This is a genomic window from Verticiella alkaliphila (assembly GCF_018904615.1).
Taxonomy (GTDB): domain Bacteria; phylum Pseudomonadota; class Gammaproteobacteria; order Burkholderiales; family Burkholderiaceae_B; genus Verticiella; species Verticiella alkaliphila.
In genome coordinates this window covers 81763-95537 of record NZ_JADCNH010000007.1, presented here as the reverse complement: position 1 = coordinate 95537, position 13775 = coordinate 81763, and the positions used below count along the sequence as shown (strand labels likewise).

Genomic DNA, 13775 nt, shown 5'->3' with positions numbered 1-13775 from the left:
CTGACCTGAACCGTTTTCCGTCATGCTGCTCATCCCCGCCATCGATCTCAAAGACGGGCGCTGCGTGCGCCTGCGCCAAGGCGATCTGGACGATGCCACCGTATTCTCCGAAGATCCCGCGGCCATGGCCACGCGCTGGCTCGACGCCGGCGCCCGCCGTCTGCACCTGGTCGACCTGAACGGTGCCGTCGCCGGCAAGCCCCTCAACGAAGCGCCGATTCGTTCCATCATCAAAGCCGTTGGCAGCGAGATCCCCGTGCAGATCGGCGGTGGCATCCGCGATCTGGACACCATCGAGCGATATCTCGACGGTGGCATCTCGTACGTCATCATCGGCACGGCCGCGGTGAAGAACCCGGGTTTCCTGCACGACGCGTGCAGCGCCTTCCCGGGCAGCATCATCGTCGGCCTGGACGCCCGTGACGGCAAGGTCGCCACGGACGGCTGGAGCAAGCTCACCCGTCACGACGTGGTCGATCTCGCCCGCAAGTTCGAGGACTACGGCTGCGAAGCCATCATCTACACCGACATCGGCCGTGACGGCATGCTCTCGGGTGTGAACGTCGAAGCCACCGTGCGTCTGGCCCAGGCCGTGCGCATCCCGGTGTACGCCTCGGGCGGCATCGCGAGCATGGTCGACGTCGAGCAGCTCTGTGCCGTCTACGACGAAGGCGTCGAAGGCGCCATCCTCGGGCGCAGCATCTACGAAGGCACGCTGGATTTCGCCGAGGCGCAGGCCCGTGCCGACGAGCTGATGGAGCGCGAATGAGCGTCGATCGTCCGGTCGTGGCGTCTGAGCTCACCTGCCGCATCATTCCCTGCCTGGACGTGCATGCCGGGCGGGTCGTCAAGGGCGTGAACTTCGTCAGCCTGATGGATGCGGGCGACCCGGTCGAGATCGCACGCCGCTACAACGAGCATGGCGCCGACGAACTCACCTTCCTCGACATCACCGCCTCCAGCGACGAGCGCGACCTCATCCTGCCCGTGATCGAACGCGTGGCCGAGCAGGTCTTCATTCCGCTCACCGTGGGCGGCGGCGTGCGCCAGGTGGGCGACATCCGCCGTCTGCTCAACGCCGGCGCGGACAAGGTCTCGATCAATACGTCAGCCGTCACGAATCCCGCTCTCGTCGAAGAGGCCGCGGGCTACTACGGCTCGCAGTGCATCGTGGTGGCCGTGGACGCCAAGCGCGTCTCGGCCGCGGGCGAGCCGGACCGCTGGGAAGTCTTCACCCATGGCGGGCGCAACGCCACGGGCCTGGAAGTGGTGTCGTGGGTGCAGCGCATGGCCAAGCTGGGCGCGGGCGAGATCCTGCTCACCAGCATGGATCGCGACGGCACCAAGTCCGGCTTCGATCTGGCACTCACGCGCGCCGTGTCCGATGCGGTGTCGATTCCTGTGATCGCCTCCGGCGGCGTGGGCAATCTGCAGCATCTGGCCGACGGCATCCGTGAAGGCCATGCGAGCGCCGTGCTCGCCGCGAGCATCTTTCACTACGGCCAGCACACCGTCAGCGAAGCCAAGGCCTTCATGGCCGCACAAGGCATCCCGACGCGCACGCTGGAAACAGCATGAGCGGCGACCTGACCGCCGGCTGGCTCGACGCCGTTGTCTACGACGACAACGGGCTCGTGCCCGCCATCGCCCAGGATGCCGCCACGGGCCGCATCCTGATGTTCGCCTTCATGAACCGCGAATCGCTCGCGCTCACGCGCGACACGGGCTTTGCCACCTACTGGTCGCGCTCGCGCAACCGGCTCTGGAAGAAGGGCGAGGAATCCGGTCACCGCCAGCACGTGCGGGCGATGCGGCTCGATTGCGACGGCGACGTCGTCCTGCTCGAGATCGAGCAGGACGGTGGCATCGCCTGCCACACCGGCCGCGAGAGCTGTTTCTTCCGCGAACTGCAGGGCGAGGGTGGCGAGGCCGACTGGGTCGTGACCGATCCCGTGCTCAAAGATCCCAAGGCCATCTACCGATGAGCGACTCTGATTCCCGCGCCAGCGCGGGCGACGTCCTGGCCCGCGTGGCCGAGACCATCGCGTCGCGCGACCCGCGTCGCGGCGGCGATCCCACGGCCTCCTACGTGGCCAAGCTGCTGACCAAGGGTCCGGACGCCATCCTGAAGAAGGTGGGCGAAGAGGCGACCGAAGTCGTGCTGGCCGCCAAGGATGCCGACCGCCAGAAGATCGTCTACGAGACGGCCGACCTGTGGTTTCACACCCTCGTCATGCTGGCTCATTACGATCTGCGCCCCCAGGATGTCCTGGACGAGCTCGCTCGCCGGGAAGGCCTGTCAGGATTGGCCGAAAAAGCCGCTCGCGGCAAGGACTGATTCGTCCTCGCCTTCTCCCCCGACTTGGTTAGAATGGTGCGTAGCCCCCTGGCTGGCACTTGCACATTACGGAGCATCACATGGGTTCTTTCAGTATCTGGCACTGGCTGGTCGTTCTGGTCATCGTGGCGCTCATTTTCGGCACCAAGAAGCTGCGCAACATGGGTGAAGACCTGGGCGGCGCCGTCAAGGGCTTCAAGGCGGGCATGAAGGACGGCGACGAACAGGCTGCCGCCAAGCAGGTCGACGCCAAGCGCGTGAACGACGACACGATCGATGTCCAGGCCCGTGAGAAGAACGGCAGCAATACGTGATCCGGGCCTGACCGCCCGCTGCCGGTAGGCTTGCATGTTCGATATCAGTTTCACGGAGCTCCTCGTCATCGGTTCGGTCGCCCTCGTGGTGCTCGGCCCCGAGAAGCTGCCCAAGGTTGCCCGCACCGTCGGGCATCTGGTCGGCCGTCTTCAGCGCTATGTGAGCGACGTCAAGCGCGACATCAATCGCGAAATGGAGCTCGAGGAGTTGCGCAACCTGCGTGCGCAGATGGACGAGGCTGCGCGCGAGGTGAACACCTCGATACGCAAGCACACGGACGACATCCAGGGTGAATTCGACGACGCCGCGCGCGCCATCAAGCCACAAGCCGATGACGCTGCCCGTCCCGTGGCGGGTGTGAGCGTGGCGCCCGAAGCCGACACGGCGCCGCCTGTGCCCGAAGGCGCTGCCATGACCACCGCGGACGACGCGCTGGCCAGTGCAGCGGCCGCCGCCGATCTCGGCCAGTCCGATCCGGCACAGCGGGCCGCACAGGCGGCAACGCAGGTCGCCGCACCTGCCTCTGATTCCGCCCCGGCGGCCCCCGTCGTGCCGGCACCTGCCGGCGCTGACTCGACCCCCGCCGCGACGCCGAAGCCATGAGTGCCATTCCCGACAACGACAAGCAACCCGAAGAGCGCGAAGAAACGTTCGTCTCGCATCTGGTGGAGTTGCGCCAGCGGCTGGTGAAAGCCGTGGCCGCAGTGCTCGGCGTATTCATCGTCCTGTTCGCCTATCCCGGGGCTTCCTATATCTACGACGTGCTGGCCCAGCCCATGCTGGCCACGCTGCCTGCCGGCACGCGTATGATCGCCACTGGCGTGATCACGCCCTTCATGGTGCCCGTCAAGATCACCCTGATGGCGGCGTTCGTGATCGCGTTGCCCGTCGTGCTCTACCAGGCCTGGGCGTTCGTCGCGCCAGGTCTCTATCAGCACGAGAAGCGTCTGGCGCTGCCACTCATCCTGTCGAGCACCTTGCTCTTCATGGCGGGCATGGCGTTCTGTTATTTCGTCGTCTTTCGCACGGTCTTTCATTTCATCGCCTCGTTCGCGCCGCAGTCAATCACGCCGGCGCCTGACATCGAGGCCTATCTGAATTTCGTGCTGACGATGTTCCTCGCCTTCGGCATCACCTTCGAGGTGCCCGTGGTCGTCGTGTTGCTCGTGAAGACCGGAATCGTCACGGTTGCCAAGCTGCGCGCGGCGCGCGGTTACGTCGTGGTCGTGGCCTTCGTCATCGCGGCCATCTTCACGCCGCCGGACGTGGTGAGCCAGTTCATGCTGGCCGTGCCGTTGTGCCTCCTGTACGAAGTCGGGATCATCATCGCCGCCAGTATGGTCAGGCGAGGAGCAGACGAACGTGACGAAGCTGGCAAGGACGCCTGATCCCATCGACGCCGGACCCGGCGTGGCGCGCGATGCGCTGGTCGCCTGGCTGGCGGAGGCGCTGCGCGTCGCCCGCTTCAAGGACTACTGCCCGAACGGCCTCCAAGTCGAGGGCCGCCAGGAGATCCGTCACATCGTCACGGGCGTGACGGCCAGTGCCGCACTGCTCGAGGCTGCTATCAAGGCCGGTGCCGACACGGTCCTGGTGCACCACGGCTGGTTCTGGCGCAACGAGGATCCGCGCGTCATCGGCACGCGCCGACGCCGCCTCGGGCTGGCCCTGGCCGCCGATCTGAATCTGCTCGCCTATCACCTGCCGCTGGATGCCCATCCGGTGTGGGGGAACAACGCCCAGCTGGCGCGTGTGCTGGGGCTGCTGCCCGACGCGGCGCCGGGTGAGGGCGGCGCGCTGCCGCGTACGGCCGGCGTGGATGGACTCATCTGGCTGGGCTCCGCGCCTGGCCTCGTCACGCTGGGCGATCTGGCCGAGCGCGTGGAGAGCCGGCTGGACCGCCCGCCCCTCGTTATCGGCGATCCCGGCCTGCGCCTAGGCAGCATCGCCTGGTGCACGGGGGCGGCGCAAGGCATGATGCAGGAAGCCGTCGATGCCGGCGCCACCGTGTACATTACCGGAGAGGCGTCCGAGCCCACCGCCCATCTCGCCCGTGAAACCGGATGCGGTTTCGTCGGCGCGGGCCATCACGCCACCGAGCGCTATGGCGTTCGCGCCCTGGGCGACGCCGTTGCCGAGCAATTCGGCGTGCGCGTCACCTTCATCGACATCGACAATCCGGTCTGATCGCGGCTTTCAGCCAGGGCAGGGCTGACCTTTCGCAGAGCGGGGCGGGTCGCCCGCTCTGCCATTGGCGCGGCATGCGCCAGCCCTCAATAGTTTTCCTGCGTGACACCCGGACTTGCCGCAGCGAGCGGCATCCCGGGCATCAGCCGTTCCGCCGTCAGGGAGCAGGTGGCACCGTGGGAGGCGTGGCGGGCGGCGGCACGACGGCCGACACCGGACGGCCCGCCAGGGCGTCGCGGATCTCACGCAGCAACACGATGTCCTCCGGCGGCGCCTTGGGCGCGGCGGGGGCGGCCTGCTCTTCGTGTTCGAAACGTGCACGCGCCTTGTTCAGCGCCTTCACCATCATGAACACCACGAAGGCGAGGATGATGAAATTCAGCAGGATGGTGAGAAAGTTGCCCCAGGCAAAGAGAATGGCGCCCGCGGCGTTCAGATCGGCGTAGGTCATGGGGCCGGTGTAGCCCTCGGGCGCTCGCAACACGATGAACTTGTTGCTGAAATCGACCGAGCCACCCAGGATGACGTTGATCACCGGCATGATCACGTCGCGCACCATGGAATCCACGATGCGGCCGAAGGCCCCGCCGATGATCACGCCGACGGCCAGATCCATCACGTTGCCCTTGACGGCGAATTTCTGGAATTCCTTCAAGATCCCTGACATGGGGACTCCTCTATGAGTGGGGTTGCGATTTGCCTACAGGGGCTTGCGGAACGCGCGGCTATCTCTACCGCGCCGGGCCGTTCGCAATGTTAGTGCCAGCGTGTGGTTTGGGCGAGACCAAGGGTTCCCCTGGGTTAGTGTCTGTATGTGTCGCTGCGTTATACTCGAAAGTTGCAATGCGTCTAAAAAGGGGCATTGAACAAGGGATGGTGGAGATGAGTCAGAATTCAATCACGCTGGGTGGTAGACAAGACGGAGACGGCACATCGGACACTCCCGAGAACCCGTTGGGTCCGCAGAACAAGCGGCCGATGGATCCGGAGCGTCGTTTCTGGGTGGGCACAGCCTGTGCAGCCGGTGGTCTCGTGGGCGCCGGCGTTGCCGTGCCCCTGGTAGGCTCCTTCGCACCTTCGGGTCGCGCGCGCGCTGCCGGTGCCCCCGTCGAAGTGGATATCGGGTCGATCCCCGTGGGCGAGATGCGCACCGTCGAATGGCGCGGTCGCCCGGTGTGGATCCTGCATCGTTCCCCGCAGATGCTCGAATCCCTGAAGGCCACCGACAACCTGGTGGCTGATCCGAATTCCGATCGTCCCGGTTTCACGCCAGCCTACGCCAAGAACGAGTACCGCTCGCGCAAGCCTGAGTACCTCGTCGCGGTCGGCATCTGTACGCACCTGGGCTGTGCGCCCACTGCCGTACTCGCCGCCCAGCCCGGGCCGGGCCTGCCGGCCGATTGGCCCGGCGGCTTCTTCTGCCCCTGCCACGGTTCGACATTCGATCTGGCCGGTCGGGTCTATCGCAACAAGCCTGCACCCGACAATCTCGAGGTTCCGCCCTACGAGTTCGTGTCCGACACCCGCATCATCGTGGGTGTCGACGAAGACAACAAGGCCTGAGCCCAGGCAAGGGCGGCCCTCGGGACGCCCGCCTGCGCTGCATTCGAATCAACCGCCACGCAAAAGGAGCCGCTGTCATGGCTGGCGAGAAAAAGATCGAGACGACGGGCCTGCTCGGATGGGTCGACGCGCGCTTTCCGCTCACGTCGACTTTCAAGGCGCATGTCTCTGAGTACTACGCACCCAAGAATTTCAACTTCTGGTACATCTTCGGTTCGCTCGCACTGCTGGTGCTGGTGATCCAGATCGTCACTGGCATCTTCCTGGTCATGCACTACAAGCCTGACGCGGAACGTGCCTTCCAATCGGTCGAGTACATCATGCGCGAGGTGCCGGGCGGCTGGCTCATCCGCTACATGCACTCGACCGGCGCGTCGATGTTCTTCGTCGTCGTGTACTTGCACATGCTGCGCGGCCTGTTCTACGGCTCGTATCGCAAGCCGCGCGAGCTGGTCTGGATCTTCGGCGTGGCGATCTTCCTGTGCCTGATGGCCGAAGCCTTCTTCGGCTACCTGCTGCCGTGGGGCCAGATGTCCTACTGGGGCGCCCAGGTGATCGTGAACCTGTTCGCGGCCATCCCGCTCATCGGGCCTGATCTGGCCATCTGGATCCGTGGCGACTACGTCGTGTCGGACGCCACGCTGAACCGCTTCTTCGCGTTCCACGTGATCGCGATCCCGCTGGTGCTGATCGGCCTGGTCGTGGCGCACATCGTGGCGCTGCACGAAGTCGGCTCGAACAACCCGGACGGCGTCGAGATCAAGAAGTACAAGGATTCGCGCGGCATCCCGCTGGATGGCGTGCCGTTCCATCCGTACTACACGGTGCACGACATCCTGGGCACGGCCGTGTTCCTCATCGTCTTCTTCGCGATCGTCTTCTTCGCGCCGGAGATGGGCGGCTACTTCCTGGAATACAACAACTTCGTGCCGGCCGATCCGTTGAAGACGCCGGCGCACATCGCCCCGGTGTGGTATTTCACGCCGTTCTACTCGATGCTGCGTGCCATCACCAACGAGTTTGCCTGGGTGCTGGCCGGTCTGGCGGTGCTGGGCGCGATCATGCTGTTCCTCAAGGGCGGGCTGCGCGGCATCCTGCGCCTGGTCGTGCCGGCGGTGCTCATCGTCCTCGCCGTGCTGCTGCGCGTCATCGACGCCAAGTTCTGGGGCGTGGCCGCCATGGGTGGCGCCGTCGTCATCCTCTTCTTCCTGCCCTGGCTGGACGTCTCGCCGGTCAAGTCGATCCGCTATCGTCCGGGCTGGCACAAGTGGCTGTATGCGATCTTCATCATCAACTTCCTGATCCTGGGCTTCCTGGGTACGCAGCCGCCGAGCCCCGTGTACAACCTCATGGCGCAAGGTGGCACGCTGATCTATCTCGGCTTCTTCCTGCTGATGCCCTGGTGGAGCGGGCTCGGCACGTTCAAGCCGGTGCCGGATCGCGTCACCTTCAAGCCCCATTGAGTCGACGGAATACGGATATCAAGATGAAGAAGCTGCTTGGAGCTCTCGCGCTGCTGATGTCGATGTTGGCACCTGCCGTGCACGCCGCCGAAGGCGGTGTGCCGCTGGAGCGCGCCCCGTACCGGTTGAACGATCTTGCCGCCCTGCAGAATGGCGCGAAGATCTTCGTCAACTACTGTCTGAACTGTCACTCGGCCACCAGCGTGCGCTACAGCGATCTGCGCCAGATCGGGCTGTCCGACGAGCAGATCACCAACAACCTGCTGTTCTCGGGTGAAACGGTCAACGACATGATGCGCATCGCCATGTCCCCGCGCGACGCCAAGGCGTGGTTCGGCACGGCGCCGCCGGATCTGTCGGTGATCGCCCGTGCGAAGTCGGTCAACGCCGGCCCGCCCGGAGGTGACTACATCTACACTTACATGCGCTCGTTCTATCGGGATGCGTCCAAGCTCACGGGCTGGGACAATCTGCTGTACCCGAGCGTGGCCATGCCGCACGTGATGTGGGAGCAACAAGGTGCGCGCGAGCTCACCAAGACGCTGACGCACCGTACGGCCGATGGCAGCTGGGAGCGCGTGGTCACCACCTACGACAAGGACGGCTACGTCACCACGCAGAAGGCGCCGGCCACGGGCGTGGTTGCCCACGGCGGCACCGACGTCGCCTTCAAGGCGCTGGATCCGGCCAAGGCTCGCGCCTTCGACAGCCAGATGGCCGATCTCGCCGCCTTCATGACCTGGATGGGGGAACCCGTCCAGCAGGATCGCAAGCGCATCGGCATGTGGGTGTTGTTCTACCTCGGCCTTTTCCTGCTGATCGCCTGGCGCCTGAATGCGGTGTACTGGCGCGACGTGAAGTAGTTTTCGTCGTCCGTACCGCCCCGGCCAGCGCCGCGCCCTCGCGCGGCGCTGGCCTTTCGCTTATGATCCACTGTTTGAATTTGGAACGCTCGCCATGATGGTCCTCTACTCAGGCACCACTTGCCCCTACTCGCAGCGCTGCCGCTTCGTGCTGTTCGAAAAGGGCATGGACTTCGAGATTCGCGACGTCGATCTCTACAACAAGCCCGAGGACATCTCGGTCATGAACCCGTACGGCCAGGTGCCCATCCTGACCGAGCGCGACCTGGTGTTGTACGAATCCAACATCATCAACGAATACATCGACGAACGCTTCCCGCACCCGCAGCTCATGCCCGCGGATCCGGTGATGCGCGGTCGTACGCGTCTCTTTCTCTACAACTTCGAGAAAGAGCTCTTCGTGCACGTGAGCACGCTCGAATCCCGCGCCGCCCAGAGCGACGCCAAGGCGCTCGAGAACGCGCGCCAGAACATTCGTGATCGCCTCGCGCAGATCGCCCCCATGTTCCTGAAGAACAAGTTCATGCTGGGCGAGGAGTTCTCCATGCTCGACGTGGCCCTGGCCCCGCTCCTGTGGCGCCTGGATCACTACGGCATCGAGCTGCCGCGCAGCGCCGCGCCGCTGCAGAAGTACGCCGAGCGCATCTTCGCGCGTCCGGCCTACATCGAGGCGCTCACGCCGTCCGAGAAGGTCATGCGCAAGTGACGGAAACTTCCACCAAGCCCTACCTCATCCGCGCCTTGCACGAGTGGTGCACCGACAACGGCTACACACCGTACCTGTCGGTCGCTGTCGACGAGCACACCGTCGTTCCCCGCGAGCACGTGCGCGATGGGATGATCACGCTCAACGTCGGTACGCTCGCCACCCACAAGCTGCAGTTGGGGAACGACTACGTGGAATTCCAGGCGCGATTCGGCGGTGTGAGCCGCCAGATCTCTGTGCCGATCACGGCGGTGCGCGCCATCTATGCCCGCGAGACCGGGCAGGGCATGGCGTTCGAGCCGTCCGACGCCGACGTGGCATCGCCGCCGCCCGCGCACGCCGAGGCTGCCCCGCAGAGGAGGCGCCCAGCGCACCGGCTGCGGAGGATCGCCCCGTGCTGGCCGCCGTGCCCGACACGGGCGCCGACGCCCCGGACGACGACGATCCGTCGCCGTCTGGGAGCGACAACGGCGGCAGCCGCCCGCGCCTGAAAGTCATCAAGTAGAATAGCGCCCCCGGCTCCCCGCCGGGGCGTCTTCAGACCGCCGCGCCACGCCGCGGTCTACCGTGCCGGTGTAGCTCAGTTGGTAGAGCAGCTCACTTGTAATGAGAAGGTCGAGGGTTCGATTCCTTTCACCGGCACCACAGTATTGAAATCCGTTGATCGTATAGAATCAAAAACGTTCAAAATCAACGGCATACAAAGGTCATGTTGAGCTCGTTGAGTGCCGAATAACTAAGATTCGCAGCCAGCGGCCCCATTTTGGCCCCATGCCAGCCTCCGATGGCAAGCATCCAAAAAACCAGCAAAGGGTACCGCGCACAGGTGAAGTCTCTTGGAGTGCGCGACAGCCAAGTGTTCGCGACCAGGCGAGAAGCTGTTGAGTGGGCTGCCCTCCGCGAACTAGAGATCCGCAACAAGGCCTCGAAGCCCGCTGGCAATCTCCACACCCTTAGGGACGCTTTGCGAAAATTCTCGCAGGAAGAGGCTCCGAAGCGTCGCGGTACGCGTTGGGAGCAGATTCGCCTTCAGGCGTTCGAGCACTATCCGCTGCCGTTAGACGTGCCTTTCTCTCAGGTGGATGCCACACATATTGCCGTGTTCCGCGACTACCGCATCGGCAAGGTCAAGCCGGGGTCTGTGCTGCGTGAGTTGACGCTTTTGTCTGCGGTATTCCAGGTGGCCAAGCTGGAATGGCGCTGGATTAAGGACAATCCGTGCCGGGACATCAAGAAACCGCCCACCGTGCCGCATCGTGAGCGCGTGATCCATTGGCACGAGGTACGCCGGATACTGCGAGAACTGGATTATCGCTGGGCTGAGCGCGTCTCGTCGAAAAAGCAGGCCGTCGGCTTGTGCTTCTTACTGGCATTGCGCACGGGCATGCGAGCGGGCGAGCTGTGCAACCTCCACTGGTCGAACATCCACGAACGCCATGTGCGTTTGCCCATGACGAAGAACGGCAAGCGACGGGATGTTCCCCTGTCCAGCAGGGCGCAGCGTATCATCGTTCAGATGCAGGGCTGGCACGAGGTGTCGGTGTTCAACTTGACGGCGGCTAGCCTGGACTCTCTCTTCCGAAAGTACCGCGCGCAGGCGGGATTATCCGGGTTCACCTTTCATGATTCCCGACACACAGCGGCCACCATGCTGTGCAAGAAGGTGGACGTGCTCACCCTCTGCAAGGTGTTTGGTTGGTCAAACACCAAACAGGCGCTTACCTACTACAACCCCAGCCCATCAGCTGTCGCCGACATGCTGGGATAGGTATCTTCGGATCTCCCTGCCACTGATACGGCCGTCAACGGGCCGGATCTTGCCCTCTTTAATGCGTTTTGCGAGCGTGTTGTAGCTCACCCCTAAGCGTTTGCAAGCGTCACGGAGATGATAGGTGGTCAGCTCGTCGAAAGCATGATTTGCGCCTAGCCGCGCTGCTTCAACAAGCAACTGCTGCAATTCGGTTCGGGGCATGGTGACGGCTTCAATCATTTCCAACTCATCTCTATGCTTGGTCCAGGATCTGTGTTGACGGGGCACATTCTCCAGCTGCCGTTGCTGGCGGCTCGAGGATGTGCCCTCGCGACAGCAAGATGCCACGATGCTGTTCGCGAGGGGCCGGTTTGCACGGCACGTTCCGGTTGGGCCGGACGACTTCGCTTTCGATTACGTCGCCATCGATAGCTTGGGGTCATGCTTGCGGCATGAATCCACCGGGGCGCGGCTGTAGCCGTCCCTCTACGTGAGCCTGCGCACACACGGTGTTCACACACCCGCACGCAGGAAGCTCTCACGAAGAGATTTCGCCAGTTTTACTCCCACCCCGGCGCGTTACAGGTGGCCACTCAAACGTCTGCGCGAGCGCAGCGGAATGGTATTCATCGATCATAAGTTGTTAAAGACGGGCAATTTTGCAATCGCACAGGCCGAAATATGTCATGACGCTTATTTCGTGTCAACGAGTGTTAAAACGCAACGATACGTCGCGAGTTGCGGCCGGCGCAAAAACTGTGTCGCTAGACCCTGGGTGTTTGTCGGACCATGAGGCGCGCAGCCTCGAGAAGAGGGCGTAAGGACGCGGGGGCTTCTGCCGGCATGGGTAGACCATGCTCGATGCTTAGTAGAGCCTGAATAATCAGTCTCGTCTCAGCGCCCGCACACTCGTATCGGCGAATCTCTGCTGCCGTGGCATGTCGCGCTGGGCCCACACCCTGGGCGAGCCACTCCGGAGAGACGCCAAGAGTCTGTGCGATCGGGATCAAATACTTCGAGCGCTGTGTGTCGCCTGCTTCGATCCTTGAGACAACGCTCTGCGCGACCCCTACACTTCGTGCAAGCTCGACTTGCGTCAGCCGAGCGTCCTGTCGAGCTCTGACAAGTCGTGCTGCCACTGATTCCATGGGTGAGGAAGAGATAGGGTTGGAGGCAGATGATAATACCCGCAGAGTTACAAATTTGTCTGTTCTTTCTCGGAACTTGGCGTTGGCGTCTCACGTGAACTAGGCCCTTCTTTCACCCCGCCCGCATGGACATGTGGAGCTCGGCTGCGCCGACCCCCTGGCGCGCTGCGCGCGGTTGTGGATAGCTCTATGGACACCGCGGGGACAGGCTGGCGCGTGCCCCCTGCGCTGTCCACAGCCCTGCCCACAACTCCCCAGTCTGCCCCACATGACCACACGGGCCTGTCAGCTGCCACCGAGCTCTCGGGGCACAGACTGAGCACGGAGTTGACGTCCGCCGCCTGCGCTCAGTTCGCTCTACCGAAATCGTTCGAGCGGAGCGGGCAGATACTACGCAACGCCTTGGACGTCGTGATGTGTATCAGTCGGGCAGTTCGAGGTCTGCTTCTCAGGTCGAGCATGCGTGGTGCGGTGTCGTAACCTTTGACCTAATGTTTAACGTGGCGGGTGGAGGGCTAAATGCACTGCAAGGGAACGGCGCTCGTGCCATCAAAATTTCAATTTGTCTTCAGGGAATCATTTTCAGGTGCCGAAGTGACGTGCGCAGAATTGGCCAAGTACATGCGTCAGATTGGATTGGAAGGCATTGCGTACCAAAGATGTAGTAGGGCGATCGCATTGCAGTTGCGTTTTCACGAATCCGTGTTGGGCTTGAACCCAAAGAGTATCGTTCGCGAGATCGCGGCAATGGAAGGTTCAGGTGGTCCCTCTCTCACTAAGCCCGAGAGCAGCTTTGTATTAAATGGGCCTCTGTCCGGGCTGTGGCACAAACACTTCTTTTTTGGACATCCAAGCGTGATAGCGGCAAATGCGCTTTCGATGAGCAAGGCAGCGCAGGAGGGCCTTGCTCGTGCCCACTTTGCGGAGCATATTTCCGAAGAGAGCATTGCCCTCTACGTTGAAGACCGCGTGACTCGGCCTCTCGAATGGCGTGCGAAAAACCAGAAGCTTACTGGTGAATGGATAGTCTTCGTGCGAATTGAGGAAAAAAACTATTATCTGGGACTCGCATCTCACTCACGCGCGGAGGAGGACATCAAGGGTTGGGCGCCTATTTATCGGGCTGAGCTTCCTCAACTCGTGCAAATTTCTCCTGGACTCTTTGGCTGAACACGGCTCACGCATGCGGTTTGTGCGTTCGTCCTTTGGCTGAAGGCGTACCCATACGCAGTCGTGCCGACCACATCAGAACGGGGCGACTCGAGCGGCACGCTTAGCTCCCTCCAATGGCTACACGTTGTCAAGTCCTTGGCCTGCTTCGGGGTATGACTTGCAGGGATGGCTTTGCAGCAGCACCGTGAGCAAGATTCTTAGCGTGCCAAGCAGCGCGCCGAGACAGTGTTAAGGCGCAAGCACGGGCGGGCGGCCTGTAACTGACGGGG

The 13775-nt window shown here is 63.2% G+C and carries 18 protein-coding genes and 1 tRNA gene; 16 read left to right on the top strand and 3 right to left on the bottom strand.

From position 1 onward, the window contains the following. Positions 1–22 precede the first annotated feature (22 nt). The 8 genes from hisA (at position 23) to IMZ29_RS07345 (ending at position 4840) form a co-directional block, all read left to right on the top strand. The gene (gene hisA, locus IMZ29_RS07380; RefSeq protein ID WP_216182285.1) at positions 23–769 is read left to right on the top strand and encodes a 1-(5-phosphoribosyl)-5-[(5-phosphoribosylamino)methylideneamino]imidazole-4-carboxamide isomerase; all 747 of its coding nucleotides are present in this window, start codon (positions 23–25) and stop codon (positions 767–769) included. After that, entirely contained in the window at positions 766–1578 is an 813-nt protein-coding gene (gene hisF / locus IMZ29_RS07375) for an imidazole glycerol phosphate synthase subunit HisF (protein ID WP_216182283.1), read from the top strand. Before hisA ends, hisF begins: the two co-directional genes overlap by 4 nt. Continuing rightward, complete coding sequence (gene hisI / locus IMZ29_RS07370; protein WP_216182281.1) at positions 1575–1985, top strand: phosphoribosyl-AMP cyclohydrolase; 411 nt, start codon at positions 1575–1577, stop codon at positions 1983–1985. Before hisF ends, hisI begins: the two co-directional genes overlap by 4 nt. Beyond that, entirely contained in the window at positions 1982–2338 is a 357-nt protein-coding gene (locus tag IMZ29_RS07365) for a phosphoribosyl-ATP diphosphatase (protein ID WP_216182279.1), read from the top strand. Before hisI ends, IMZ29_RS07365 begins: the two co-directional genes overlap by 4 nt. A gap of 80 nt (positions 2339–2418) precedes the next feature. Then, positions 2419–2652 carry a Sec-independent protein translocase subunit TatA gene (tatA, locus tag IMZ29_RS07360; RefSeq protein WP_216182277.1) on the top strand — a complete coding sequence of 78 codons (234 nt, stop codon included), beginning with the start codon at positions 2419–2421 and terminating at the stop codon, positions 2650–2652. 34 nt (positions 2653–2686) lie between these two features. Then, positions 2687–3256, top strand: coding sequence for a Sec-independent protein translocase protein TatB (gene tatB, locus IMZ29_RS07355; RefSeq protein WP_216182275.1), 570 nt, complete (start codon positions 2687–2689; stop codon positions 3254–3256). Further along, positions 3253–4041 carry a twin-arginine translocase subunit TatC gene (gene tatC / locus IMZ29_RS07350; protein WP_216182272.1) on the top strand — a complete coding sequence of 263 codons (789 nt, stop codon included), beginning with the start codon at positions 3253–3255 and terminating at the stop codon, positions 4039–4041. Before tatB ends, tatC begins: the two co-directional genes overlap by 4 nt. A 22-nt stretch (positions 4042–4063) precedes the next feature. Continuing rightward, entirely contained in the window at positions 4064–4840 is a 777-nt protein-coding gene (locus IMZ29_RS07345) for a Nif3-like dinuclear metal center hexameric protein (RefSeq protein WP_216182445.1), read from the top strand. Positions 4841–4997: 157 nt separating this feature from the next. Here the strand turns inward: IMZ29_RS07345 and mscL are convergent, their stop codons facing one another. Next, positions 4998–5507, bottom strand: a complete 510-nt coding sequence (gene mscL / locus IMZ29_RS07340; RefSeq protein ID WP_216182270.1) for a large conductance mechanosensitive channel protein MscL — start codon at positions 5505–5507, stop codon at positions 4998–5000. A gap of 215 nt (positions 5508–5722) precedes the next feature. Here mscL and petA point away from each other — a divergent pair, with 215 nt between their 5' ends. The 7 genes from petA (at position 5723) to IMZ29_RS07305 (ending at position 11203) form a co-directional block, all read left to right on the top strand. After that, the gene (petA, locus tag IMZ29_RS07335; protein ID WP_216182267.1) at positions 5723–6403 is read left to right on the top strand and encodes a ubiquinol-cytochrome c reductase iron-sulfur subunit; all 681 of its coding nucleotides are present in this window, start codon (positions 5723–5725) and stop codon (positions 6401–6403) included. A 77-nt stretch (positions 6404–6480) separates the two neighbouring features. Beyond that, positions 6481–7866: a cytochrome b gene (locus tag IMZ29_RS07330; protein ID WP_216182264.1), complete on the top strand. Its 1386-nt coding sequence runs from the start codon at positions 6481–6483 to the stop codon at positions 7864–7866. 23 nt (positions 7867–7889) lie between these two features. Beyond that, on the top strand, positions 7890–8729 hold the full coding sequence (locus IMZ29_RS07325; protein WP_216182261.1) for a cytochrome c1: 840 nt from the start codon (positions 7890–7892) through the stop codon (positions 8727–8729). 94 nt (positions 8730–8823) lie between these two features. Further along, positions 8824–9435, top strand: a complete 612-nt coding sequence (locus tag IMZ29_RS07320; protein ID WP_216182260.1) for a glutathione S-transferase N-terminal domain-containing protein — start codon at positions 8824–8826, stop codon at positions 9433–9435. Then, positions 9432–9926, top strand: coding sequence for a ClpXP protease specificity-enhancing factor (locus IMZ29_RS07315; protein WP_371820153.1), 495 nt, complete (start codon positions 9432–9434; stop codon positions 9924–9926). The genes IMZ29_RS07320 and IMZ29_RS07315 overlap by 4 nt, the downstream gene beginning before the upstream one ends. 78 nt (positions 9927–10004) lie before the next feature. Continuing rightward, positions 10005–10080, top strand: a tRNA-Thr gene (locus IMZ29_RS07310). A 139-nt stretch (positions 10081–10219) separates the two neighbouring features. Continuing rightward, complete coding sequence (locus IMZ29_RS07305) at positions 10220–11203, top strand: tyrosine-type recombinase/integrase (protein ID WP_216182257.1); 984 nt, start codon at positions 10220–10222, stop codon at positions 11201–11203. Here the strand turns inward: IMZ29_RS07305 and IMZ29_RS07300 are convergent. Together IMZ29_RS07300 and IMZ29_RS23235 are read right to left on the bottom strand one after the other, a co-directional pair. After that, entirely contained in the window at positions 11177–11425 is a 249-nt protein-coding gene (locus tag IMZ29_RS07300; protein WP_216182254.1) for a helix-turn-helix domain-containing protein, read from the bottom strand. The two genes, IMZ29_RS07305 and IMZ29_RS07300, sit on opposite strands and share 27 nt — an antisense overlap. Before the next feature lie 524 nt (positions 11426–11949). Next, on the bottom strand, positions 11950–12333 hold the full coding sequence (locus tag IMZ29_RS23235) for a helix-turn-helix domain-containing protein (protein ID WP_371820152.1): 384 nt from the start codon (positions 12331–12333) through the stop codon (positions 11950–11952). Between the two features lie 519 nt (positions 12334–12852). Between IMZ29_RS23235 and IMZ29_RS07290 the strand changes: the two genes are divergently transcribed. Next, a complete protein-coding gene (locus IMZ29_RS07290) occupies positions 12853–13503 on the top strand; it encodes a hypothetical protein (protein ID WP_216182248.1) in 651 nt (216 codons plus the stop codon). Positions 13504–13775: the final 272 nt, after the last annotated feature.